The organism is Chloroflexota bacterium, assembly GCA_011322445.1.
Lineage (GTDB): Bacteria > Chloroflexota > Anaerolineae > Anaerolineales > DRMV01 > DRMV01.
In genome coordinates this window covers 62,287-85,417 of record DRMV01000021.1, presented here as the reverse complement: position 1 = coordinate 85,417, position 23,131 = coordinate 62,287, and the positions used below count along the sequence as shown (strand labels likewise).

The window sequence follows — 23,131 nt, the reverse complement described above, 5'->3', positions numbered from 1 at the left end:
CTCACATCGATGCCAGAATTTGCTGAAATCGCACGAACTCGGCCAGCGCCTGTTGCGGGTCGGCGGGCGGCTCTGTGGCCTCCAAAAGCGCCGTGAGATCCTCGTGCAGTTTCTGCAAGCGCTTCCATACCGTCTCGCTCAGCGTCCGGCCTTCCTGCTCGCGGAAGGCCTTTCTGTCCTTCACGCGCACCAAAAACTCTTCCACCGCGGACACCACGGCTTCTGAGTGTTCCGAAAAGGTCAAACCGGCCCCCGGTATGACCCCTTTCACCCCTGCTGTTGCCGGATTCATCCCCCAGTTCACATCCGAGATGTCAAACAATTTCATCTCGGTCAACACCCGCACCTTGCGGTCGCCGATATCTCGCATTTCATAGTCGTACACCTCATACGCGTACGACATTTCTGTCACATCGCCTGCCAGAATGGCCTTCCAGACCCAATCCGCCAGCGGCACGCCCTCGTAATAGCGGCGCGTGACTTCCACGCCGCCGGTGGCTTCCGGGGCCTTCTCCAGCACCTGCGGGGGCAGTTCTTCCCGCCCCACTTCGCGGATACTCAAAATGCTGGCAATCGGCGGCTGCCAACTGTCGTGGTTCCACAAAAAGCGCACCCGTTTCTGGTCTAAATGCTTGCTGAAACTCCCTGGCACGCTCATGTCGCCGCCGTCGTCAATATTCCCGTGCACGGCGAAAATGCCCGTGACGGTACGGGTTGCCTCGTCCAGGCTCTTGATGTAATGCGTTACTCGCTTACGCTCCACTGCTCGCCTCCTATGCCCTGTCAACAGGCCGGCCGCCAAAATAGGGTGCCGCTGCCCGTGTGCAATTGGGATGCTCTAAAGGGTGCGCCTCGAAATAGTCCACACTCCAGATTTGTCCGTTGGCGATTTGGCACGCATCGTCATCGTCCTCGGCGCCATTGTCCAAAATCTCCACCTTGGTCACGCCTGCGTCTCGATAGCGTTGCGCCGCAGTCAGGTTTTGGGCCGTGCCCAGTTCCGTGCGCGCAATGGCCCGCGCCCGGTTGGCGTAGGTCTCTTCCACAATCTCGCGAATGCCGCGCACACCAGCCTCCTGGTCGCCGCGCACCAGGTCGTCCACACCCCACCCGTGCTCCGCGCCATATTGCAATGTCTCACGCAGCGCCGCCAGCGTGGTCTCATGGATATCCTTCACCCGTGTGCCCGCCATTGCCAAAACCTGCGTCACCAGCGGGCCCTTCAGATCAAATGCCACATGCACGCCCAGCGACACATTCCACACTTCCCACGAGAGTTCCAATATCTGGGCGTAATACTTTTTCAACAGATCTTCCAATTCGCCGCCATCGGCGGCGTTCAACAGCCCCTCAGCATCATCAGGCCCAATACTCTTCCGCCCCTTGGGGCTTCCGCTTTCCTTGATCGCCTGCTCCACCCGTTCCGCCACGGCCCGGAAATACCCCTTGAGGCTGGCTTCCATCTGGGGCAACAGCCCGCGCCGGATTCGCCGCAGCGCCGCTGCCGTGTCGCGAGCTGATTTCTCTTCCCATTCGCCGGTGCGTTTCCCCCCGCGACGCTCGGCCTCTGCCGCAAGCAACTCCGGGTCGGCAGTGCGTAACATGCCACGCGGCACCCACACGCTGGCTAAGTTCTCCTTGAACACCTCATCTTCCGGCGTCACTTCGTAGCCCAGTGCCCGCCGGTATTCGGCCCGCGTAATCCCGCCGCGGTCGAACGCCCGCCCCAGGCGCTCCTCGATGGCATTTTGAGAATCCTGCAGCGCCGCCACCTCGCTCAGATCAAACCGGATGATGACATCATCGGCATAGCCAATTTCACCTGCAAGGCTCTGCCGCATCTCGCTCGCAAATGACCGCCACAGCGGTACCAGCGTTTGCAGCGCTAAGGCGCGGTTGGCCTCCTCGAAATTGCTATAGGTGCTGTGTTTCAGCCCCACCATCGCCCCCACCACCGAAGGGTGAATGTGGAAGCCCGCACAGATTGCCGCGTCAGGACCGTCAGCCAGGGCGTCGTAGGCCAATTCCCTCAAACTGTACCCCAGCATTTTGGCATCCATGCCATATTCCAGAAAAGCCGGTGTGCCTCGGTTAGCGCCGCTGTGAGCATCCTTCCATTGCTCTCGCAGCCGCCGCACTTTGGCATCCGTCAATTCCACATCACCCTCGGCCAATGTCACCACCAGCGGCGGTACGGCGTCGTTCTTTAGGTATGAATACACAAAATCCCGTATTTCGTTCGCCAGCCGCACATCACCCGCCGCCGCTTCTAACGCCCCCATGCCGCGCTCCGGGTTGAGCGGGTCCACTGCCCATTTCCAGTGCACGATTTCGCTTTTGGGAATCGCCACGCCGGTCAGGGTGTCATGGCGCTCCACGCGCCACGGGTTTGCGTTCTCTCGACTCCGCAACACATAATACGCCACCACCCCCTCAGCGGTAGAACGCCCGGCCACCGGCGTAATCTGTCCATCGTGGAACGGCCACAGCGCCATCACATGCCCGTCTCGGTCTCGCTGCTTCCACAGATAAGCATTGCCGCCCAAAGCAGCGTAGGTAATGACCGTCTGGTATAACTCGGCCTCACCCATATCAGGGTTCGGCCGCGTCATCAGCCGCCGAAGCGGATGTCCGGAAATCCGCACCGGGCGCGGCATGTTGGGCGGTGTCTCCCATGCCCACAACTCAGGCTCCGGAAACGACCATTGCAGGATCTGCATGCAGGCAAACACGGTGGCGTTGCGCCGATACGCGTCCTCTACAGTGCCCGCAAAATCGCCAAAGGGCACGGATGCCACAAAGCGTTGCCACCCGCCGGGGAGTGTCAATGTGGCCTTGCCTTGCCGCCGTTTCCCGAACAAATGCCCTAAAACGCTCATAAGATCCTGCTCTCGCGCCGCAATTTGCCCTGCACAATTTTGGCAAACGCCGACGATGCGGCGTCTACCTGGTCGTCGAAGGCGCCCGACGGAAACGCCACATGCTCATCGATGAAATCGGCGTTCCACGCCCCGCGCACCAACCTCACGACACCCGCAGCACACATGGAAGCCCAGGGGCCCGCTCGCACTTCCTTGCTCCCGCTCACAGTCTCGAACTGCGCCCGCAATCCGGCTTCTGCGAAGCGCCGGTTGGTCATTTGGGCGCTGTCCACGCCTGCCGTCCCCGGGTCCTGCTGATGCCAGATATCTACTCGTGGGCCTGAGCGCAGAGCGTCGGTTTTCCCGACCTCTACCATCCAGGCATCACGCTCCGCCGCGGAAATGCGCCGCCGCGCCACATGCTCAACGTAGTAAAGCCCGTCTTTGGTCAATGCCATCAGCACGCCTGAGGTGTAATCCTTGCCGCTTTTGCGCGTGCGCCCGCCGGCCTTATCCCAATAGCGAACCCGCCGCACAATATCTTCCGGCGCGGGCGGCTTGTCCACCACCACGAACCATTCCCGCCTGAAGAAATCCCCCTCGCGAGAATAAGGCCGTTGCTGATACAACGCTGCCCAATCATAGGGCCCAATGTTGGTACGGATGCGCGCCAGGTCTTCTTCGCCATACTTCTCCGGCCACAACGCAGCGCCTTCTGCTCGCTTCAGCGGGTCGCTCAGGTTGATCCACACACCATCTCGCAGCCCCCTGGCGTGTTCCTCGGCGCTTGCTTCGCCTTCGGCCAGAGCGGGCAGGCAAACCACCTCATACTGGTCTGCGCCTGGATCGTCTACCATCATCCTGAGCAACCGCCCGGCCCAGTCATCCGGATGCCAGCGGGTCATCATCCCGACCACAGCGCCGCCGTCCTCCAGACGGGTATACGCCGTGCTCCGCCACCACGCCCATACCCGTTCACGGGCCGCCGCGCTTTCGGCTTCGTCACGGTTCTTGAAAAGGTCGTCCAAAATGAGTAAATGGGCGCCTTTGCCCGTAATCGCGCCGCCCACACCTGCCGCCACCACGCCGCCGCGCCTGCCCGCCACTTCCCACGACTGCGCCGAGCGGCTCTCGTCGCTCACCTGCACAGGGGTGTCAACTGCGGAAAGCGCCCCAAACACCGCCTGATAGCGGTCATCTCGGATCAGGTCGCGCACCGCCCGGCTGTTTTCTACAGCCAGGTCAGCGCCATAACTTGCCAGAATCACCCTCAGGTCGGGGTTGCGCCCCAGCGCCCACGCCGGAAAAATCCTGCTCGCCAGTTGGGTTTTGCCATGCCGGGGCGGCATGAAAATCAGCAAACGGCCAACGCCCTCTCGTCCGCCGGTTTCCACATAGCGCAGTACCCGCTCCAATGCCTCAGCCACGAGGCGATGATGCGCCGCCGGCTGGTACCACGGCAGGGTATAGGTGGCGAAATCGAGCAGCCGCCGTCGAGCAAGTTCCCGCGCCGCCAGTTCCGCCCGTGCATGCAACGGGTCAATCCTCGGCATCGCCGCCCTCCAGCCTCTGTCGTGCAGCCATCATAATGGCCCGCAATTCTTCCTCTGGCATTGATCTAATGTCGTCGGGGCCAAGCCCCCGCCGCTTCAACTCAGCCACCAGTTTGTTGACCGGAATGTAATCGCCGGTCATTTCCAGATACAGTTTCCTGTCTGCGGCGTGCCGATAACTCGGATTGCTCGCGCTCGCCTTGAGCGCTGCAATGACGTCGGCCCGCGCGTCCAGCAGCGCCTCAGCCTGCAAATCGGCAATCACCTGGTCGATTTCCGGGTATTTTCGCCGCCATTCGGCGATCCGCCGGTCGCTCGCCAGGCCAAGCACCTCCGTAGCCAGTTCCTGTTGCGTGCGCGGCCAGCGCCCTTTCCGCGGCGTGCTCGCCCAGGCCACATACGCGGCGATGCGCCACCGCCACCCTGCCTGAATCAGCCGATGATAGGTCTCAGCCCACCCGCTGTTGAGCAGTGCCTCGCTTCCCTCCAGCGCCTTCCTGGCGGCCATCTCCCGCGCCCGGATCTCGGCGTAACTCAACGGTTTGTCGCCGCCGCTTTCCTCAGCATCGGCAAACGCCGCGCCGAAATCGGCAATTTCCGCCATGCTCATTTGCCGAAAACGCCGGTAATCAGCCATTGCACTGTTTCACCTTGACTCGCATCAAACCTTCTTGAGTAATCAGCCACATCGCCGGCAATGCCCGCAGGCGCATCCATATCGTGCCATGCACATCCCACCACATTTCCATGCCTTCGACAGGCGCTCCCTGCGGGAGAAAACCCACCTGCTGACTCTGTAAATTGTGGTCGGCATAAACCCGCACGCCTGGATGCGCCACCACGCCGCCGCAATAAACCGCCTGGGGGAGTTGCATGGCCAGCCACCGCAGTGGGTCTACCGCCCACGCTTCACCTGCCCAGATAGCCTGCAGCCCTGCGGCGTCTGGCCTTGTTTCTCCGTTCAATCTGACTTCATAATGCAAATAGCCTCGGCGCCCTACAGCAGCAATCAGATCGCCTGCCTTCACGGCATCGCCCGGATGGACCCGGATGGCCGTCACATGGCGATACACCGAGACCCAGCCCTCGTGCTCAACAGCCACCTCGCCACGCGCCACAGAAATCACCTGGCCATCTGCCACCGCGTAAACAGCCTTCCCGCCTTGCGCAGCCAGGTCTACCCCGGTATGCACGCCGCCGCTCTGGGCATAACGCTCCCAGTCGACGAAACCAAAAACGCGCTGCACCCGTCCATCGGCTGCCACAGGGAAAACGACCTTACCCATCGAGAGCCTCGGCAAAATCCTTGTGTACGCGGTTGCGGTCCACTTTCCCGCTCACGCCGGGCCATTGGCCAATGCCATACTGCCACAATGCCCATTGGTCCCATGCCACGGGCAGCAAGGGGGTCTCTGCGGTTTGGGAGTAATGCGCTACCCAGAGCGGATAGTCCCGATGCCAGGCATCCGCCCCCATAACGCCGTCCCACACATCGGCGCGGGTATAAATCAGCGGGTGCGAGCCACTTTTGTCTTCCAGGTAGGCCAGAAAATCCTTGACCTCACGCCGCACGCGCCCATGGCTCCACGTTTGGGGGAATCGTTCGAAATCCAGCGCCAGCAATTCGCCGGGCTGGGTGCTCGCCACGCGCCAGAACGCCTTGGCCTGTTCCAGACCGGATACATCGGGCTCGTAGAAATGATAGGCAGCCCGTCGCCAACCTACCCAGCGCAGGCGCGCCCACCGTTCCCCAAAGCGCGAATCGAGAATGAATGTGCCTTGTGTGGCCTTGAGGATGACCATCCACGGCCGCACTGCGCCATTCCAGAACAGGTTGCTAAGGCGGCGCTGGTAATACGACATATCCAGCGCATCCACAGGCAGCCACGAGGCCTCGTCATCGTGCACAGGGCGGGTATACCCCATATGCAACCATCCGGTCACCGGAGCGGCGATCCGCCCCCATACGCCGTGACGTTCAAGGACATCAACGATGGTCCCGTGTGAAAGCACCCCCACCCGTTTACAGGCGATGCTGCTGCACGAGCGCACATTCAACCCTCTTTGAGCCGTGACAATAACTTTCATGGCTTGCTCCTTACACGCTGCCGCATAGCCTCTACCGCATCCGCCATGCGGTTGTCGTGAGCAATCAGCGTCTCACGCATGGCACGGAGTTCCTCGCCCATGTGCAAAAGCGCCTCATTGTTTGCCTTGCGCTGCTCGTCGAGAAACTTGCGCCACACATCATCGCGCTCGGCCTGTTTGTCGTCCCATCGCCGCATCATCTCCATCTGGAACTTATTGCTCTTGTCCAGCACCATGAGCATTGCCCAGATGAAAAGCCCCGCCAGGGGCACCTGTGTCAGCAAATTGACCCACACTTCGCCCTGCATGGCTTACCCTTTGCTGATAGGCGGGGAAACCAAATAGGTTGCCTGGTTGGTCGCAAGGCCCGTGATAAACGCTTTTGCCAAAACCACCAGCCCACTGCGGTCGCAGGTTACACCAACCTGGAAATCGGGGCCAAAGCCGCTGCAGGCCACAGCCACAACAACCAGGGCGGCAGCCAGCAAGAAGGCCAGCATCACCAGACGTTTGTGCACACCGTCCAGCGCCCCGTACCATTGGCGCGCCCCAGGGACGTACGAGAAAATCAGCGAGAGCAACACGCCCGCAAGAGCGCTCAAAAAATTGGCATCCATTAGCCCTGCCTCCTCACGTCTGTTTAACGCCAAAGCGCCCGGCAGCCGCCGCCCGAAAAAATCGGGAAGCAACTGCCGGGCGCTCATCTCCGGCGTTCGGCCCCGCCATCTGCTGGGCCTGCTCGTTTGTCAACTCTATTTTAGAACATCCGCGCGGAAATGTCAAGCAAGTCGTTCAGCGGCGGCGGCTCAGCGCAGACCCGGCCAGCATGTCGTGAAGGCAATAGAAAGTAGATAGAAAAACGCCACGACATCCCAAATCACCAGCAGCGCAAAAGCGATGTTCCCCAAAACACACCAAAAGTCCCAACTGCACTTCATGGCTCCTTGCTCCTTCTGGCATTATAGCCAATGGCTAAAAGGGCGATTTGGACATTAGAGGTTCTCCGCTGTGCCAGTTTGATATAGTCGGGATTAAGTTCTATCCCGATAAAGCGCCGACCATATTTAATGCACACCTGACCAACAGTACCCGTCCCGGCAAATGGGTCTAATACAATGTCGCCTGGGCGGCTTCCCGCTAATACCATAGGCTCAATCAATTCCGGCGGGAATGTAGCAAAATGCGCGCCCCGATAGGGCCGCGTAGCAACGGTCCAAACGCTGCGCCGATTTCGGGTCGGGCCGTTGTATCGCACGTCTGGCCTGCTCAGTCTGTGCGTGGCGGCTTTCCCAGGGAGAACCGGGATACTTCGCTTTCCGCTGCCTCGCCTGAACGAGGCGGCGGTCGCGCTGTGGCCGCCAACTGCTGGCTCGACGATAGCATCAGCGTTGTAATAGTACCGCGAAGATTTTGCGAACAGAAAAATATATTCGTGTGCCCGCGTGCAACGGTCATGCACACTTTCTGGCATAGGGTTGGGCTTGTGCCAAATAATATCTTGCCGCAAATACCAGCCGTCTGCCTGTAGCGCAAAGGCCACTCGCCAGGGAATGCCTATCAGATTTTTCGCAGGCAAATTGAGCACCTTCCTATCACCACCGCCCCACCGCCCCGACCCCTTACCGCGTGGCACACGTTTTGACCGTACAAGTTTGGCTGTACCAGGGTATCGCGGCTGCCCCTTTCTCAGCCCGCCAGGATTGTAATCGCCACCCGCTCCTCCACTGCCAGCATAACTATCACCCAGATTTAGCCATAACGTCCCGTCTGGGCGAAGCACGCGCCATATTTCCCGAAAGACTTGCACCATATTAGAAATATATTCTTCCGGAGTTGACTCCAAACCAAGTTGCCCATCTACACCATAGTCGCGCAGCCCCCAATAGGGCGGGGAAGTAATAACGCATTGGACACTTTCATCAGCCAAAGGAATATGTAATGCGTTCGCATTTACAATCATCATTAACACTCCAAAAACACCCATCGCGCGAGATACTAAACCGTGCATGCATGGCGCAAAGGCGGGAACCGCTTTTTGTTTTGCAACAAAATTTCATGGCTCTTGTACTTTGAGCGCACGAGCATGATCGTGCGAGCGATACACACTGGCCAACAACCGCTCCAGCGCATCCTGCCCTACCGACCACGAGCGAACCGCACCGCACACTGAGCAGCGCACATCCAGCGCCGTGCCCTCAATGGCCGCCACCACATCCACCTCGGCGGGGCGCTCCGCTGCTGTGTCCACAGCCTCGCGATAGAGCAAGAGCCGTGTAACCCAGCGTCCATTGACCTTCTGGCGCCGTGCAAGCCCTAAGATGTGCCCGTTGGGGCATTTCCATACCTTGTCCATCTCGCCTCCTTGCCGCTTACGGCCACAAATCCGCGAGGCACCCAATACGCCTCGCCTACGACCAAGATATCGCCGCCAGGCAGCGCCACATCTCCGCCTTCGCTCATCCCTGACGGCATCCGGCGCACCCAGCCAAAAATCCCCGCATCGCCCGTCGCCCGCTGGTAGGCATCGGCAGCCACCAGCGCCGCCGTGCTGATGCGCCCGCCTTTACCAATCCACCACAATACCATGAGCCGTTGCCACAAATCTTTTTGCGCCCCACGCGAACGCACCACCCATCGCACCAGCCCGCGCATCGGCCAACGGACCTCGGCGTGATACATTCGTACCTCATCCTCCCAGGTTTTCACCATAGCATAGCCACGCGCTGCCTCCGGCGCCCGCAGGCGCAATGCATCAGCGTCTACCGGCACATGGCTCAGCAAGTGCAGTGTGTACCAGCCATCGTAGCCCAAGCGGTCGGCAATGGTTTCTGTTACATCTACAACTTTTTGCATGTTTCACCTCTGCTAAACCCGCTTCGCGGTGAACTTGGTGAACTTGGGTGAACTTACGACATCGCTATCTTCACCAAAGTTCACCAGGTTCACCAACCCGGCCTTTCTCCATGGCAAATTTTTGCCGCTAAGCAACATATAAGTTCACCTATGTTCATCTGGTTCACCTCTTTAGCCCAAAAATGCGACATAATCAAAAAGCCCTTTGTAGGTTTGCGCAACTTGGTGAACTGGTGAACCAGGTGAACTTGTTTTCCGCCCCTCCAAAACAAATTTGTTTTGCGCCGCGGTGCGACAAAACAAATTTTTCTCCAGAGTGCCCGAAATAAGTTCACCAAGTTCATCAGTTCACCAACCTTAGTAAACCTACAATCATGCCAGCCCATATTTACGCTTGAGAACCTCAATTCGGCCTTCATCCAGTACCACTACATAGCCTTTTTTAGTGCGTTTCACCGGCAGCCTCAGCACCTCGCGGGCTATCTTCCCCACCGTTCGCGGGCTGATGCCCGTCTTTCTGCGCCGTTTGGTTTCCTCCTCATCCTCGCCGTCCAGCAGGTTCATCTCATCAAGGATGTCATTGGCAATGCTGGCGAGGTGCTTGTAGAGGATGTACTTTACGACGCCAAAGCCTTCCAGATCGCCTTCCATGACATAAGTCATATAATCCTCGTCGTTCAAAGCGGCCACGATGGCGTCCATCACGCGGGCGTCGGTGCCCAGCGAGCGCTTGAATACCATTTCGTCATACATGGCCTTTGTGAAGGCCTCCACATCTTTCAGCAATTGTGGGTCATCGCTTTTGTTCTTCGCAATCCATTTGATGGGCATCGTGACCTGGTTGATACGTGTACTTACATGCATATCGGCCAGGTCGGCGTCCAGTTCAATGCGCGGCTGCCAGTGCTCCAATCGCCACCGCAGCAGCAGATTGCGGATAGCCTCAGCCTCTTCGTAGAATTTTTGCGTTTTTTCAGTGGGAATGCCCGCCTGCGCCAGTTCAATGGGTTCCTTTTCGGTCAATTTGAGCGTCAGGCAGCGCCCTTCGGTCGCCGGGTCGCTGAACTCGCCGTACATCGTGATCAGTTTCGGCCCGTACACATTGGAGACCTTTGCCGCATATCCCCGCGTGCCGTCCCCTTTGCTGACTTCCTGCATGTTCCACACTTTGGCCTGGTCCCTCATCGCCCCCACATTCAGAATGACGATGCGCTCATCGAACTTGTCGGCAATGTCCATCTCATCCATGAACGCTGTGCCCTTATAAGTGTGCAGGGCAAATTTCAGAGAAGCGGTAGATGATGCCCCGGTGGTCAAAATCATCCGGTAACACACGTGCCCCACTCGCAGCATCAGTTCGCTTTTGCCCGTGTTGGTGTCGCCCTGCGCCCGCAGGTAGGGCACAGCGCTGAATGCATCATAGAGCCAGGTCAGCAGCACGTAATAGGCCACCAGTTTGTAGTACAACGGGTTGTCGAGCAAGAAATACCGCCGCATGAAGGCGGTCAGGATGGCCACCAGTTCGCGTGTTTCCTTCAATGGCCCTAAGGCTCTGGGGAAAATGACTGCGCCGGCCTTGATGATGTCATCGTCACTCACTGGCACATAGCGCGTGCCGCCAATATCCACATAATTGGCGGTACCCACTTTCCCATCAGGGTCACGGTAGGCCAGCAGCGGGCGCTGTTTCTTCGCATCCCAGATATATTCCAGCAGCCACCCCCGTTCTGCTTCCCGCTTGTCATCCTCGTCGTTTTCGGCAGGCAATGGGAACCACCCGCCAAGCGTTTCGACAATATCCTGCGGGTCGTCTTTTTTGTCCCCAGCGTCACCATGTGTTTTTTTATGCGCCTTCAGCAGGTTGTTGAACTCGCGTATCGTATAGCCTAACGCCTCCGCCAGTTGCTGACGATATGCTGCCACCATCGTGGGGGGCATCTTCGCAATGATTTCTATGGCCCGCTGTAGGGCATGGTCTCGCCGCGCCCCCACCTTTGTGCCAGCGTCGCGCGCCACGATCAGAGCCAGCGGCTCGCTACTGTCCAACACCTCCCGCACCTTTTTAACCTGTTCTTCCTCCCCCACGCCTTGCTGATGGAAGAATTTCAGCAAATCATTAGCGTCTTTCCCTTGTTTACCCCCTTCCAGGGTCACTTCTGGCCAGGTGACAATACGCGTCATGGGGCTAAATACATCGGCCAGGGGGTAATCTCCCTTTCGCCCGACCAGGGCGGCCCGCCCGCCCTCGTCGGAGTCCATCGCGTAATACAGCACTTTGTGCCGTTCTTGAATCTGCTTTAGCGTTTCGGCAAAATCCTTCCAGCCAGTGCCTGCTGTTGCCACAGCAGCGATGCCCCATTGCGCCAGGCTGATCGCGTCGGCCTGGCCTTCAACGATAACGACCTCATCGGCGTTGTGCCGGTAGGCGTGGTTGAAATAGGGCTGACGCTGCCCCGCTAATGCCACCGGCAGGTTATAGGCTTTTCTCTCCGCGTCATCTCCCAGGATGTTGCGAGAACTGAGGTAGACTACACGCCCAAAGAGCACATGGGGGTACACCAATCGCCGCCGTCCAAGCAGGCCAGGAATGAACCCACTTTTCACCCAGTGCCCCAGAGGGCTGACGCCATGACGTTTCGCCCAGCCCTCCACATCACCCCGGAAGCCCAAAACGGCAATGGCTTCCGGGCTTTCGGGGTCAATGCCCTCGCGCTCGAATGCGGCGCGCAATGCTTTCACGGCAGCAGCAGTTGAGCGCCCGGTAAACCCCAGTAGAGCCGCTTTGATGGTTTCCTCACCCCATCCACGGCTTCGGGCATAACTCAGGGCCTCTTTGTCTTCCCACAACCAGGCGTGCATCACGTGAGCGGCCAACGCAAAGGCGGTTTCTCGTCGCCTGGAGGCCGCGATTCGTTTCATCTGCTCGTCAGAATAGCGAATGGTGACGCCAGCCTTTTGCGCCAGATACTCCAACGCTCGCTTGAAATCCCACCCTTTGCGAGCCATGACCCAGGTAAAAACATCGCCCTGTTCGCCTTCTTTGTTCCAGTAATAGGCCTGGTTTTGCGTGTCTACCACCAGGCTATCGTGTTCGGCGCATCGCAGGTAGCGCCCGGACCCCCTCAAGGGGCAATCGGCGTTGATGATTTCTTCAATGCGCACGCGGCGCTTGACTTCCTCTGCGTAGTCAACCACAGCCCATCTCCCGTTTCTACGAAATTGCTGCGAATTTTCGCCAGCCCGACTTTGGGGCAGATAGCGCCCTGCTCTTTTCAGCGCCCATCCCCCCTCCCCATGGGCGCTTTTCTCAAAACATGCAACATAACCCCAGATTATGTTGCATGTTTTTCGGGGCCGCCGCCCGCGTTTTGAGCGCAGCCGCGCCCAAGCCCCGGATGCACGCCCACGGGGGCAGTTTTGGCGCGTTCCCTGCTACTGCAATTCCCATCTGGAAAGCCTTCGGCTTCTCTGGCTATCATTCGTTTGGCTCGCGCCAGGGCGCGCTCGGTGGCCACCAAATCTTCCAACGCCGGCGCAAGAAGCGCTTCCAGCCCTGTACGGTCCAACGCCTGAGCCACCCGCAAGCGCACCATCGGCAGAACAATCTCTGCTCTGACCAACACGGCCACAGCATCTTCCAACCGCCCTCGCCGCTCCACGGCGGCTTTGTCATGCCCCTTACGCCTGCTCATCCAGCACCGCCGCCCTTATCACCTGCTCACGTGCCTCAGCCTCTTTACGGGCCCGTGCAGCATCCAGCACCCAGTCCAAAGCATACAGCCCCACGACTGCCGCTCCAGCCACCGCCACAACGGCCGCCAGGGCCATCGCCGCCATCGGGTCACGCCGCCAAAGCCACACGCCATACGGCGCCGCAAACGCCAGCACGCCCAACACGTATGCTGCGGGGCGAGGAAGGTCCCTCCCCAGCAACAGGCGCCAGGGGAAATAGTGCAGAAACCCCTCAGCCAATGCCGCTATGATACAAGCCATCCAAACACCGCTCATCGCTTTTGTCTCCATCGCTGCAAAGCATTTGGCGGAAACAGCCACAGACTGCTCACTTTTGCCCGCGGCGTTTCGCATTCCGGAACGCTCTCGCCAGGTACCCGCAGACGCACCAGCACCTGAGGGGCGCCTTCGACCATCATCCATCCCTGGACAACGCCGCGCCCCTTAGGCGTCTCTACCACATCATTCGTCATCCACGGCCGCTCGCTCATGCTCGCTCCTCATAACTCATCGGCATGATGATGTGGAAAAAGGCATCGTCGCCAGCGCCGCTCACCATCCAGGGCAACTGGGGGGCATTCCCCTGCAAAACGACAGTTTCTGACTCAACACTTCTGACAGCGTCGTAGAGGAAATTCACATTCATCCCAATCGTCAACGGCTCACCTTCCAACGCCATCGGCACTGCGGCTTGGCCTTCCCCCAGTTCTGCTGAGTGCGCCGATATTTCCAGCCCGGTGGCCGTGAAATCCAGCCGCACAGCCCCACTTCCGGGCGCAAACACAGTCGCCTGCCGCAGGGCAGCCAGCAACAGCCGCTTTTGTATTCGGCCGACGACCCCAAACCGCTCTGGCACAATCTGGCGATAGGGTGGGTACTCAACGCCGATGAGCATACTCATCATTCGCACGTGCTCATCCAGCGCAAAAATCGCATACCTGTCATTCCAGCCTACGGTGACCGTCTCGCTGCCCACATAGGGGGAAGCCTTTCGCCAGACCTCAGCCGGGATCACAACAGGCGCCGAGGGCATTTTCGCTTCCCCTAACGCCAGCACGGCGAGCCTGTATCCGTCGGACGCTGCCGCCTCCAATCCGTCGCCCTGGCCCGCCAACACAACCCCCGCCAACCCGGGGCGCGCACCATCTGTCTCAGCCGCCACCGCTACATCTCGCGCCACGCGACGGAATAACCCCGCTTCCAAAACAATAGCCTGCGGCGGCATCTCAAACGGCACAGGCGGGAATTCCTCCGCCGCCATGACGGCAAACGAGCCTGTGGATGGGCCGCTGTAGCATTGCAGCCGCTGCCGTTCCTCATCGAGGCGCAGCGTCACTACCCCTTCATCCAGCGCTTTCACCCATGCCGTGAACTCCCGCGCCGGAACGACCGCCCCCCACGACGCCCCAACCGCTGCCCGCGCATCCATCTGCAACGCCATCTCCAGATCCGTGCCTGTCACCCGCAATATCTGCCGCTCTTCAACCGCTTCCAGCAACAGCGAACCCAGCACCTGCAACGTCGGGCGCACGGCCACAGCCGACCCTGCCGCTTGCAATGCTTCCAGCAGCGCACCCCTCGCGAGGGAAACCTCATTTTGCTTCACGCCTCACCTCCTTCAAATATCTGCGCCCCGCGGGAAGAAAAGCGTACATGCCGCCCCGCTGTAACAGCATCTTCCCAGCGGCGCACCCTCAGTATCGTGGACGAGACATCTTCATCCATTTCCACGGCATCCAGGGCTCTTTTGGCCTCAGCCTGCGCCTCCCGTATCTCTTCCAGCGCCGCCAGGTCTTTTGCCAGGGCGCGATATGCCACTCGCAACGCCTGCGTCAGCGTTTGCACACGCCACACCTTCTTCATGGAAACCGTGACGGTCATCTTGTCGCCCATCATGCACCTCCGGGTTTTGGCGTGACGGCGACCAGCCACATCCCGACCGCCGCCAGCAACTCAAGCGCACCATGCTCACCGAAATTCTTCGCGCCGGCGTTCTTTGCCCCCGCTTCCAGAATGTCTACCAGCGCCTCCACGTCTTCGCGCTCCCCCTCGCCCAATCGCGCCAGGGCAGAGCGGAAACACGCCTGGCGTTCCTCGTTTGTCAGTGTGCCTTTCCATTTCGGACGATATTGCGCTGCCATCGATAGCCCTCTCAAATCCTCTCCACCGCTTCCCGCACCTGGCTGTACCGCGCCCGCAAATACGCCTGCGTCGTGCGCACGTCGCCATGTCGCGCCTGCTGACGCACCGCGTCCAGCGCCACGGGCATTGCCATCCCGCCCTGCAGGAAAGCGTCTAACAACCGGTAGATATAGGTGTGCCGCAAATCATGCGGCCTCAACGGCACCCCGGCGGCTTCACCCACCATCTTTACCCGCCGCCGAATCTGCGCCGTGCTCAGCCTGCGCCCCTGCCAGTTCACAATCAGCGCCTCGCCGCCCGGATGCACCGCCAGCCACGCCCGCAGGTCGTCGGCCAAAGAATGCGGCAACAGCACCTTGCCTTCCACGCCGCCCTTGCCCAGCACCCGCAATTCCAGCGCCTCCAGGTCCACATCATCCACATCCAGCCCAGCCACCTCGCCAATCCGCAATCCGGCGCGCGCCATCAACCCAAAAATGACTTTGTCGCGCAGCCCCAGCCACCTGTGCTTCTCGGTCTGCTTTTTTACATGTACGGTAGCAGCAGCAGTTTCCGCCAGACGCCCCCACACATCCTCGTGGCTGCGGGGCGGCCCCTGGCGCTTTGCCGCCCGCCGAATGCCCTCGGTGGGGTCGCCCTCCAGCCGCCCGGCCTCATTCGCCCAGCGCACCAACGCCCGCAGGCTTGCTAAGCGCCGGTTGCGCGTGCTCGCCGCGTTTTTGGCGTCTTCCTGCGCCCGCCACCAGGCCCGCACGTCCATGCTGTTCAGCAGGCTGGGGCGGAAAGCCTCACCGTTCACGCCGGCGAAATAGCGGGCAAAATGTCGCACATCCTGCAAATAAGCCGCCACCGTCAGCGGGCGCAACCCGTTGGCATCCAGCCATTCGCGGAATGCCGCCTGCCAATCTTCGGCTTCCTGCGTCACGATGCTTATTGCCGGGTAAACCATCGTTGCTGCAACCATCACCTTCCTCCTTTCTCTTTGCGCCCTTGGCGCTCTTGGCGTCCTTAGCGTCCTTGGCGCTTGGCGCCCCCAAAAATCACCCAAACACCGCAAAAGCGCCTACAATGAAAGCAGCCTTGCCCATCTCCCTAACGGCCTGCGCCCGTCGTAACGCCCGCGGCGGGCGCAGTGCCTGTTTCCTGATCCTCACCGGCGGCAGGCAAAGCAAGCCCATCCTCGTCCCGTGCGGCGGCAATCAAATCAGCCAGAGCCTGCATTGCCGCCGCCCACGCCGCCTCTTGCTCAGGCGGCAACGGAACGAGCGCCACCGCCAGGCGAACCTCCAAGGGGAACCCTTACCGCAAAACGCCCCGTAACAGCCACCCCAGAAGGAAGCCTGCGCTCGGAAGCACAGCCAGCCACACCGCCAGCCGCCGTGCATCCCGTACTGTCGTAATGCCCATCTCAACGCGCCGCAAAATTCCAAACATATCAACCTCCTCGTTCATTTTCCAGCGCATCCTCCAATGCCTTTGCGGCACCTGCATACACGATCCGGTTCTCCGCATCGTTCATTTCATTCGCGGCTGCCTGCCGCAGCACAAACGCTGCGCCACGCGCTGCGCTCCGCAGTTTCCTGATTTGCTCATCCTTTTCTTCCAGCAGCGCCTGAATCTTTGGATGTAAACTCATGGTCCTTCCTCCTTCCAGTGCTCAATCGCCCTTACCGGCAAAAAAGCCAGAAAAACCAGACCCAGCAGCCCCAACGCGCCACTAAACGATAGGGCAGGCAGCCCCAAAGCCTCAGTTGCCACATCGTTCCACACCCACATAAACAGCGCCGCATCCGCTGCCAGCACCACAAGCGCACCTGCCGTCGGGAAGACCACTTCCCTCATAAATTCCTCCATCGCCATCTCTCCTTTCATCGTGTAAACGAACAAAAAAGCGCCAGCCCCGTGCCTACTCGGCCTCAGCCCGCAACATCGCCGCTATCTTCTTTTCCATCTCCGCACGCTCCGCTTTCCACTCCCAGTATGTTGCCCTTTCCCTTTCCAAATACGCATCCGCGTCCAGCAACATCGGAGCGCCTCCATCCATGCGCTTGGCTATCATTCGGAACGGAAACAGCGCCCAGTTCTCGCGCACGTTGTTTTCGTACACTGCTAAGTCCTCGCTCATCTTGGCTTCCGGCTGCCAATGCTCCAACCGCCACCGCAACAGCAAACGGCGCAAATGGGCCGCATCCGCATAAAACTGTCGCGCTCGCTCCCCTGACAATGGCGTTGCCGCAGGCTCGTCTGGCTTTAAGCGCAGTGTGAAACTCCTTTTCTCTGTCTGCGGATCTTCAAACCGCCCCCGCGTTACAACAAGTTTGGGCCCAAACACATTACACACTTTTGACTTATACCCCAACGTCCCATCCTCCCGCACGAACTCGGAGAAGTACCACGCCTTCGCAGCGCTCTTCACCGCCCCTACATTGAGAATAACCAGCAGTTCATCAAACTTGTCAGAGATGTTCACTTCGCCCATGAACGCCGTACCCGGGCGAGTATGCATCATCTGTTTCACCTGCTGTGTAGAGAACAGGGACGTATCAATCGTCCGGTAACACACCTGCCCAATTCGCCGCATCAGCAACAAGGCGTCTTCTCTCTCTCCCACAACCCTGAGGTAAGAGACAACCGAGAACATGTCATAAACCCAGGTCATCAACGCGTAATCGGCAGCCAATCTGTAGTCCAGCGGAGTTGCCAGCGTGAAATACTTCTGCATGAACCATGCAAGTGCGGCGCGCAGAGTATGCGTCGGGATGGCTTTCCCCAGCCCATCGGGAGTAACAATAGCCCCTTGAGCCACCCACCCGTCATCGCTCACAGGATAGTAGCAAGTATCGTCAACGCACACCCTGTGGCTTATGCCAATGGCCTCTTTGCCGGGCGTCCGAAACGCCAGCAATGCCCGCTTCTTTCGCGGCTCCCACACATAATCCAGCAGCCAGCCCTTGCCGTCTTCCGTGGGAACCCACTCTCCGAATGTGTGCACAATTTTCTTATCCATGACCTTTTCTCCTTTCATAGTGTGTGTAAACGAACAAAAAAGCGCCGCCTTCCGGCCCACACCGGAAGCCCAGCGCCTAATCACCATGCAAACCCGCAGCCCCCTCCCCCTCGCCGCGCACCGCCAGCGCCTCAGGCCGCTGCGCCTGCATCCGCGCCCAATCGTTGATGATGTAACGCAGCGCGCTGCTGAAATCCAGCCCCATGCGTTTGCCAAAATCCAAGACCTTTGCTTCTTCAGCATCGCGCAACGCCACAGTGCGCCTAATTATCGTTGTGTTTCTCTGCTTGGCCATTGCTGTCTCCGTTACTTGTGAAAACATCACTTTGCTCTGGTGAAGTCATTATACAATCATACTTTGTAATTGTCAATAGTAATTAACCACTGTAAAGCGTTTGTGAAGTATCTTTACAGGTGTGAACAAAGACTTTACGACTTGGCTAGAACAGGAATTAAAAGCCCGAGGATGGACACGGGCCGAATTGGCGCGCAGGGCATACGTTTCCCAATCTATGCTCAGCCTCATTTGGACAGGTGACCGTGCTCCTGGGCCTGACCTTTGCCGCTCGATAGCTCACGCGTTGGGCTATCCCCAAGAACTCGTCTTCCGCAAAGCCGGATTGATAAACGACCAACCCCCGCCTAATTACGACCCTGACATTCAAACCGCTCTTCACCTCCTCGCCAACCTGCCGCCCGAAGAGCGACAAGAAATCCTGGAATACATCCAGTTCAAAGCCGCCAAAACGGCCAACCGCCCCAAAGCAAAAAGAGCCGGTCAACCGGCTCTTGAGCGTTAAAGGGGAAAGTAGAACGCGTGTTCTTTATGCGAGGGCAAATATGACTGCTTCCCAAAGATTTCTGCAAGAACTTGAGGCGCTTTCTGACACCTCAACAAGCGAGGGAACTCAACGCCTGTTGAGCGTCCTGCGCCTCGCTTTTGAGGTCATCTATGACGACGCCATCCAACTGACAAAGCAACTTGTAAACGAGGACAATGAACTGCCCCCTGAAATAGATCCTCTGCTTACTGAAATCAAACGCATCTCTTCCCAGACGTTTCCCCCTCGCGAAAAGGGTCCATTGACTGTTCTGGAAGAAATGCTTGCTGCTCAAATCAACCCAGAACACAACCGCCAAAGCGGCCAACCGCCCCAAAGCAAAAAGAGCCGGTCAACCGGCTCTTGAGCGTTAAAGGGGATAATAGAACAGATGTTCCCGCTGCAACCCAATAGGAGAAGGGGCTTATGGGATACCATCAGTGGAAACTCGCTGCGCAGGAAGTCCTTGAATTTCCGCCCCCGAACATCTTTTTGTGTATCAAGAAAACATTGAAAGTCATGCGAGACGGCTTGCCTTATGTGAAATCGTCGCCTGAAGAAGCCGAAGCCATAAACCGCGCTTTGGAATCTTTTGAAGAGCACCTGAAAAACTTTCCGCACACCTATCACCAATATCTGGAGTGGGAAAAAGAGATAGAGGCCGTCCTGCAGCCTTTTGCTTTCATTGAAGAAGCACGTTTATCCTTCCCGCTTTGGCAGCGGCTTCACTCACGATTAGATGGTTGTGTTAAAGAATTGGGCACGTATACCGGTGAAGGATTTGAAGACATTAAGCCAACATTGCTCAAATACGCCGCCGAAGCCATTGACTGATCGCGCCTCGCCCAGAGGCTTGGCATACCGCTCGCCGTCGGAGGTACTTCCCCAATGCCTTCAATGCTCTTAGATTACGACCCTTTGCTCCTTCAGGTAGCGTTGTTTATACTGCTCAATTACGACAAAGGAATAGACATCCCGATAACAATAAGCACTGGCAGCATGCTCATCGCAGGCCACCTTGTTAGCCCTATTGAATATTATCAGGGCCTTGCCGCCGAACAAAAGCAAGGGAGCCCAATGCGCCTATTGTTTGCTCAAAAAGCAGAGGAAGCGCAACAACAAGCCAAGGAAATTCGTGAAGAATACGACAAAAAAGGCAATAACGAATTCAACCCCCTGGATAAACCCATCCTTCACTTCCTCTACATGCGCGATGCCCACTTCCTGCTCTCCGCAGCATTCGCCTTCCCTCTCACGTCCGACGAAGGCTTTTGGTGGCGATGCCGGCTGAACACTGTAACGGGATTTATGTGGACGGCCCTCATCACCAAGGATGCAACTGCTGAAGTCACTCAGTTCTAAAACATAGTAAACGGGGAAAACATGGCAGACTCTGCAGAACAGCAACATACAGATCTGACCAAATTAGGGCGCTGGGTAATTCCCGGGTGGCTTGCTGTATTTTCTTTTTTCTTCTTCATTGCTGTTGACACTTTTACATGCGCCCAACAACAACTCTGCATATACCCCGACCCAGCCTCTTTTCTCAAAAGGCTTTCCTCAATGGACCCCGTCTTGGCAGCCCTTTTGCTTACAACAGGCGTTCCCATTGGGCTGATCATTTACCAACTGTACTATTACCTGCGCTGGAGTAGCCCAATAGCCCGGCGTGGATTCACCGCGCTGGCACCCGGCATAATGGCAGACCTCAACCAATCCCTGAAAAACATGGGGAAAGGAAGCGCTCAAACTGTTTTACTGCGTGACGAGCCGTGGCGGCTGTTCATCCTTTCCCACCCTCTTTATAAAGCGGAGCACGGCTTCAAAGCCCGCTACTTAGAGTTTATATTTACCGAATTAGCCTCAGAAGAGAAGGGCGGCACGCTTTTCTACCGGCGTCACCGCTACTTACATGAGATAACCCACACCTTAGGGGCGGCTTTAATGGCCATCGGGGCTGGGTTTACGGCTTACACTTTCCTCAAGTTTTACCGCTATCGCCCAAACACATCTTTTCCCCTTCTGTACCCTATTATCGCAATAACTCTTACCGGCATTTTAGCCGCCTTTTTGGAAAGCGAAAGTCGCTGGCTTGAAAACATTCGCCAACAAATGTGCTTTTCTCCCCCTCGCCGCAGAAAACTGACCCGTTTGGTCTCCGAATCGCCCCTTGCTGCAATCTGTGTAGAAAAGCGCATTGCCTACCCGCACCCCAGCGCCTTTTTCATTATCACCTTATTGTTTGTTCATTTACTTGCCAATCCTTACTTTGAACGCTTCCGCATCTTTGACCTGCCTACTTTAAACTTCAAAACAGTCTGCCTCAAAAACTCCTTTCTCTTATCCCCACATGGCTGCATACTGTGGTTCTTTCTTGCCGCGGTTTCCCTGGGCATATCAATTTGGCTTTATGTGTACATTCCCACAAAAGTATCCCGCTCCCGACTCGCTGCCACTTTCCTGCTGCACATTGTTATAGGGTTCGCATTCACTGCCTTTATCTACTTCTCTTACCGGGGAATAAGGATTCCGCTACACAGTGAGCCTGCCGCCACGTTAGAGTATATAGATACCTTTGCTAGGCCGCTTTTTATGGGAGCCGCGGCTCTATGGTGGATAATAACCATTAACCAGCAATACAAAAAGAACAGTGCCTTCCTGTTAGGTAGCATCATCCAAAGCACTGCGAGCATCTTTTTTGCAGTGCTCGCGGCTTGGGCAATGCACCGTTTTTCAGGGTTCCTGCACTCATGGCCCATTGACTGGCCATATCTTACTTCCCTAACAGTCTTTCTTCTTTTCGTATTAATACTCATGCGTAACAGGCGCAACGCCAAGAACGACCTTTCCTCCTTGGAATATCTTTTCCTGAGCAAACATCTCCAACCGCCCTGCGCCACTCCCTCCTCAGTACCTTTGCCATCCCAAACGGCTTCTGAACTCCTGTCTTTTTTAGCAAGTATTACCTCGCATTAACGCTTTTTTATGCTTTTTTTATACTGATAAGATATAATTGATGAGGATGGCAAAAAGATGGCAAAGTAGACAGAGATGCGTTGAGGAAAAAGCAAAGTCAGGGCTAAAGTGAGTAGGCCAAAGTAATTTTGAGGTATACTCGATAAGTTAATCTGCTGTGCGGCTTATAAAGTAGAGCAAAGCCCCTTGACAAACAAACATAAGCCGGCTTGCCAAAAACGATTGATTTCCCTTTACAGGGCGGCAAGCCAAGCGGGCGTGGGTTGTTACAAAGGCAAACCACCCGCAAAATGAGGAAGGGAGGTTTGTCGGTTGTTGCGCGCATATCGCGAGCAAATGGGTAGGTGCTAAAGGGGTGCTTCATGGTTGGGACGCGCTCCTTTTAATGCACAAAGGTTTTGGTTGGGCAAAGCCCAACCCAGCGTGCAGCGGACACGGCTACGCCGTGCGCGATTTTAGCCCTTTCAGGGCAACGTGCTTTTTCACCAACGAAATTGTGGAATGAACACGCCGTGCCACTGACGCTATTTATTACTTCACAAGGGAAGAAAGGAGAAGGAAATGCCCGGTTTTTTGTTTATTGGAGCGATTTATGTATACGTGGTGGGTGGAATTGTAACGGGAGCATCTTTATACCTTGACGGCGATTCTAATTCCACACTTGCAGTTCAATACGGAAAAAGTCTAATAATTTTATTGCTATGGCCTATTTTCCTCATCGCGTCTGGGTATTTAAGGGAAAACACCTACAAATTGCTTAAAGAATTAGTGTCCGCTGCACTACAAACCCCACCCCCCTCGTCTTCATCCCACCAAAGTGATGTTATCAATAAGGAATTAGAAACTTTCCTAAAGAAAAAGACGATTGTCTACGTAAGGCCAAGTCTGCTGTCCTCTCCCTATAGGCAACGAAGTAAGTTTACTATAACGCCGCCAGAAGCTAAAAGGATTAGGGAACAACACCGCGATAGGGGAAGTATAGCCAATACTTCTGCGGCTATTAATTCCTTCCGGCACTAATACCTTTTTACTGCTTTTTGATTCTGAAGGGCCCACAAGCCAATTCTGCGGGTCAAATATATTTACCCTGTTGCCTGT

At 57.3% G+C, this 23,131-nt stretch carries 30 protein-coding genes; 6 read left to right on the top strand and 24 right to left on the bottom strand.

Going from position 1 to position 23,131, the window contains the following annotated elements:
* Position 1: 1 nt before the first annotated feature.
* From ENJ54_04270 to ENJ54_04155, 24 genes are all read right to left on the bottom strand, one after another.
* Positions 2 to 763, bottom strand: coding sequence for a hypothetical protein (locus ENJ54_04270; protein HFC09061.1), 762 nt, complete (start codon positions 761 to 763; stop codon positions 2 to 4).
* A gap of 10 nt (positions 764 to 773) precedes the next feature.
* On the bottom strand, positions 774 to 2,879 hold the full coding sequence (locus ENJ54_04265; GenBank protein HFC09060.1) for a phage portal protein: 2,106 nt from the start codon (positions 2,877 to 2,879) through the stop codon (positions 774 to 776).
* Complete coding sequence (locus tag ENJ54_04260) at positions 2,876 to 4,414, bottom strand: terminase (GenBank protein ID HFC09059.1); 1,539 nt, start codon at positions 4,412 to 4,414, stop codon at positions 2,876 to 2,878. Before ENJ54_04260 ends, ENJ54_04265 begins: the two co-directional genes overlap by 4 nt.
* Positions 4,401 to 5,051: a hypothetical protein gene (locus ENJ54_04255; protein HFC09058.1), complete on the bottom strand. Its 651-nt coding sequence runs from the start codon at positions 5,049 to 5,051 to the stop codon at positions 4,401 to 4,403. The genes ENJ54_04260 and ENJ54_04255 overlap by 14 nt, the downstream gene beginning before the upstream one ends.
* The gene (locus ENJ54_04250; protein HFC09057.1) at positions 5,044 to 5,700 is read right to left on the bottom strand and encodes a M23 family metallopeptidase; all 657 of its coding nucleotides are present in this window, start codon (positions 5,698 to 5,700) and stop codon (positions 5,044 to 5,046) included. The genes ENJ54_04255 and ENJ54_04250 overlap by 8 nt, the downstream gene beginning before the upstream one ends.
* The gene (locus tag ENJ54_04245) at positions 5,693 to 6,502 is read right to left on the bottom strand and encodes a hypothetical protein (GenBank protein HFC09056.1); all 810 of its coding nucleotides are present in this window, start codon (positions 6,500 to 6,502) and stop codon (positions 5,693 to 5,695) included. The genes ENJ54_04250 and ENJ54_04245 overlap by 8 nt, the downstream gene beginning before the upstream one ends.
* A complete protein-coding gene (locus tag ENJ54_04240) occupies positions 6,499 to 6,810 on the bottom strand; it encodes a hypothetical protein (protein HFC09055.1) in 312 nt (103 codons plus the stop codon). Before ENJ54_04240 ends, ENJ54_04245 begins: the two co-directional genes overlap by 4 nt.
* A gap of 3 nt (positions 6,811 to 6,813) precedes the next feature.
* Positions 6,814 to 7,119: a hypothetical protein gene (locus ENJ54_04235; GenBank protein HFC09054.1), complete on the bottom strand. Its 306-nt coding sequence runs from the start codon at positions 7,117 to 7,119 to the stop codon at positions 6,814 to 6,816.
* Between the two features lie 317 nt (positions 7,120 to 7,436).
* Positions 7,437 to 8,465 carry a site-specific DNA-methyltransferase gene (locus ENJ54_04230; protein ID HFC09053.1) on the bottom strand — a complete coding sequence of 343 codons (1,029 nt, stop codon included), beginning with the start codon at positions 8,463 to 8,465 and terminating at the stop codon, positions 7,437 to 7,439.
* A gap of 90 nt (positions 8,466 to 8,555) precedes the next feature.
* Complete coding sequence (locus ENJ54_04225) at positions 8,556 to 8,855, bottom strand: hypothetical protein (GenBank protein ID HFC09052.1); 300 nt, start codon at positions 8,853 to 8,855, stop codon at positions 8,556 to 8,558.
* Positions 8,816 to 9,355: a hypothetical protein gene (locus tag ENJ54_04220; GenBank protein HFC09051.1), complete on the bottom strand. Its 540-nt coding sequence runs from the start codon at positions 9,353 to 9,355 to the stop codon at positions 8,816 to 8,818. Before ENJ54_04220 ends, ENJ54_04225 begins: the two co-directional genes overlap by 40 nt.
* A 372-nt stretch (positions 9,356 to 9,727) precedes the next feature.
* Complete coding sequence (locus ENJ54_04215; GenBank protein HFC09050.1) at positions 9,728 to 12,550, bottom strand: hypothetical protein; 2,823 nt, start codon at positions 12,548 to 12,550, stop codon at positions 9,728 to 9,730.
* A 137-nt stretch (positions 12,551 to 12,687) separates the two neighbouring features.
* Positions 12,688 to 13,047: a hypothetical protein gene (locus ENJ54_04210; GenBank protein HFC09049.1), complete on the bottom strand. Its 360-nt coding sequence runs from the start codon at positions 13,045 to 13,047 to the stop codon at positions 12,688 to 12,690.
* Positions 13,034 to 13,348: a hypothetical protein gene (locus ENJ54_04205; GenBank protein ID HFC09048.1), complete on the bottom strand. Its 315-nt coding sequence runs from the start codon at positions 13,346 to 13,348 to the stop codon at positions 13,034 to 13,036. The genes ENJ54_04210 and ENJ54_04205 overlap by 14 nt, the downstream gene beginning before the upstream one ends.
* Positions 13,349 to 13,359: 11 nt before the next feature.
* Positions 13,360 to 13,578, bottom strand: coding sequence for a hypothetical protein (locus ENJ54_04200; protein HFC09047.1), 219 nt, complete (start codon positions 13,576 to 13,578; stop codon positions 13,360 to 13,362).
* Positions 13,575 to 14,693, bottom strand: a complete 1,119-nt coding sequence (gene dnaN, locus ENJ54_04195) for a DNA polymerase III subunit beta (protein ID HFC09046.1) — start codon at positions 14,691 to 14,693, stop codon at positions 13,575 to 13,577. The genes ENJ54_04200 and dnaN overlap by 4 nt, the downstream gene beginning before the upstream one ends.
* Positions 14,690 to 14,980 carry a hypothetical protein gene (locus ENJ54_04190; GenBank protein ID HFC09045.1) on the bottom strand — a complete coding sequence of 97 codons (291 nt, stop codon included), beginning with the start codon at positions 14,978 to 14,980 and terminating at the stop codon, positions 14,690 to 14,692. The genes dnaN and ENJ54_04190 overlap by 4 nt, the downstream gene beginning before the upstream one ends.
* Complete coding sequence (locus ENJ54_04185) at positions 14,980 to 15,228, bottom strand: hypothetical protein (GenBank protein ID HFC09044.1); 249 nt, start codon at positions 15,226 to 15,228, stop codon at positions 14,980 to 14,982. The genes ENJ54_04190 and ENJ54_04185 overlap by 1 nt, the downstream gene beginning before the upstream one ends.
* A gap of 11 nt (positions 15,229 to 15,239) precedes the next feature.
* Positions 15,240 to 16,193: a hypothetical protein gene (locus ENJ54_04180; GenBank protein ID HFC09043.1), complete on the bottom strand. Its 954-nt coding sequence runs from the start codon at positions 16,191 to 16,193 to the stop codon at positions 15,240 to 15,242.
* A 128-nt stretch (positions 16,194 to 16,321) separates the two neighbouring features.
* Positions 16,322 to 16,501, bottom strand: a complete 180-nt coding sequence (locus ENJ54_04175) for a hypothetical protein (GenBank protein ID HFC09042.1) — start codon at positions 16,499 to 16,501, stop codon at positions 16,322 to 16,324.
* Between the two features lie 163 nt (positions 16,502 to 16,664).
* Positions 16,665 to 16,865 (bottom strand): hypothetical protein, encoded by a 201-nt coding sequence (locus tag ENJ54_04170; GenBank protein ID HFC09041.1) that lies wholly within the window; start codon positions 16,863 to 16,865, stop codon positions 16,665 to 16,667.
* On the bottom strand, positions 16,862 to 17,071 hold the full coding sequence (locus ENJ54_04165) for a hypothetical protein (GenBank protein ID HFC09040.1): 210 nt from the start codon (positions 17,069 to 17,071) through the stop codon (positions 16,862 to 16,864). The genes ENJ54_04170 and ENJ54_04165 overlap by 4 nt, the downstream gene beginning before the upstream one ends.
* 64 nt (positions 17,072 to 17,135) lie before the next feature.
* Positions 17,136 to 18,236 carry a hypothetical protein gene (locus tag ENJ54_04160; GenBank protein HFC09039.1) on the bottom strand — a complete coding sequence of 367 codons (1,101 nt, stop codon included), beginning with the start codon at positions 18,234 to 18,236 and terminating at the stop codon, positions 17,136 to 17,138.
* Positions 18,237 to 18,312: 76 nt separating this feature from the next.
* Positions 18,313 to 18,492 carry a hypothetical protein gene (locus ENJ54_04155; GenBank protein ID HFC09038.1) on the bottom strand — a complete coding sequence of 60 codons (180 nt, stop codon included), beginning with the start codon at positions 18,490 to 18,492 and terminating at the stop codon, positions 18,313 to 18,315.
* A gap of 148 nt (positions 18,493 to 18,640) precedes the next feature.
* Between ENJ54_04155 and ENJ54_04150 the strand changes: the two genes are divergently transcribed.
* From ENJ54_04150 to ENJ54_04125, 6 genes are all read left to right on the top strand, one after another.
* Complete coding sequence (locus ENJ54_04150; GenBank protein ID HFC09037.1) at positions 18,641 to 19,036, top strand: XRE family transcriptional regulator; 396 nt, start codon at positions 18,641 to 18,643, stop codon at positions 19,034 to 19,036.
* A 40-nt stretch (positions 19,037 to 19,076) separates the two neighbouring features.
* Positions 19,077 to 19,424 (top strand): hypothetical protein, encoded by a 348-nt coding sequence (locus tag ENJ54_04145; protein HFC09036.1) that lies wholly within the window; start codon positions 19,077 to 19,079, stop codon positions 19,422 to 19,424.
* 59 nt (positions 19,425 to 19,483) lie between these two features.
* Entirely contained in the window at positions 19,484 to 19,891 is a 408-nt protein-coding gene (locus ENJ54_04140) for a hypothetical protein (protein ID HFC09035.1), read from the top strand.
* 63 nt (positions 19,892 to 19,954) lie between these two features.
* The gene (locus ENJ54_04135) at positions 19,955 to 20,419 is read left to right on the top strand and encodes a hypothetical protein (protein HFC09034.1); all 465 of its coding nucleotides are present in this window, start codon (positions 19,955 to 19,957) and stop codon (positions 20,417 to 20,419) included.
* A 21-nt stretch (positions 20,420 to 20,440) separates the two neighbouring features.
* On the top strand, positions 20,441 to 22,033 hold the full coding sequence (locus tag ENJ54_04130; GenBank protein ID HFC09033.1) for a hypothetical protein: 1,593 nt from the start codon (positions 20,441 to 20,443) through the stop codon (positions 22,031 to 22,033).
* Between the two features lie 561 nt (positions 22,034 to 22,594).
* Positions 22,595 to 23,053: a hypothetical protein gene (locus ENJ54_04125; GenBank protein HFC09032.1), complete on the top strand. Its 459-nt coding sequence runs from the start codon at positions 22,595 to 22,597 to the stop codon at positions 23,051 to 23,053.
* Positions 23,054 to 23,131: the final 78 nt, after the last annotated feature.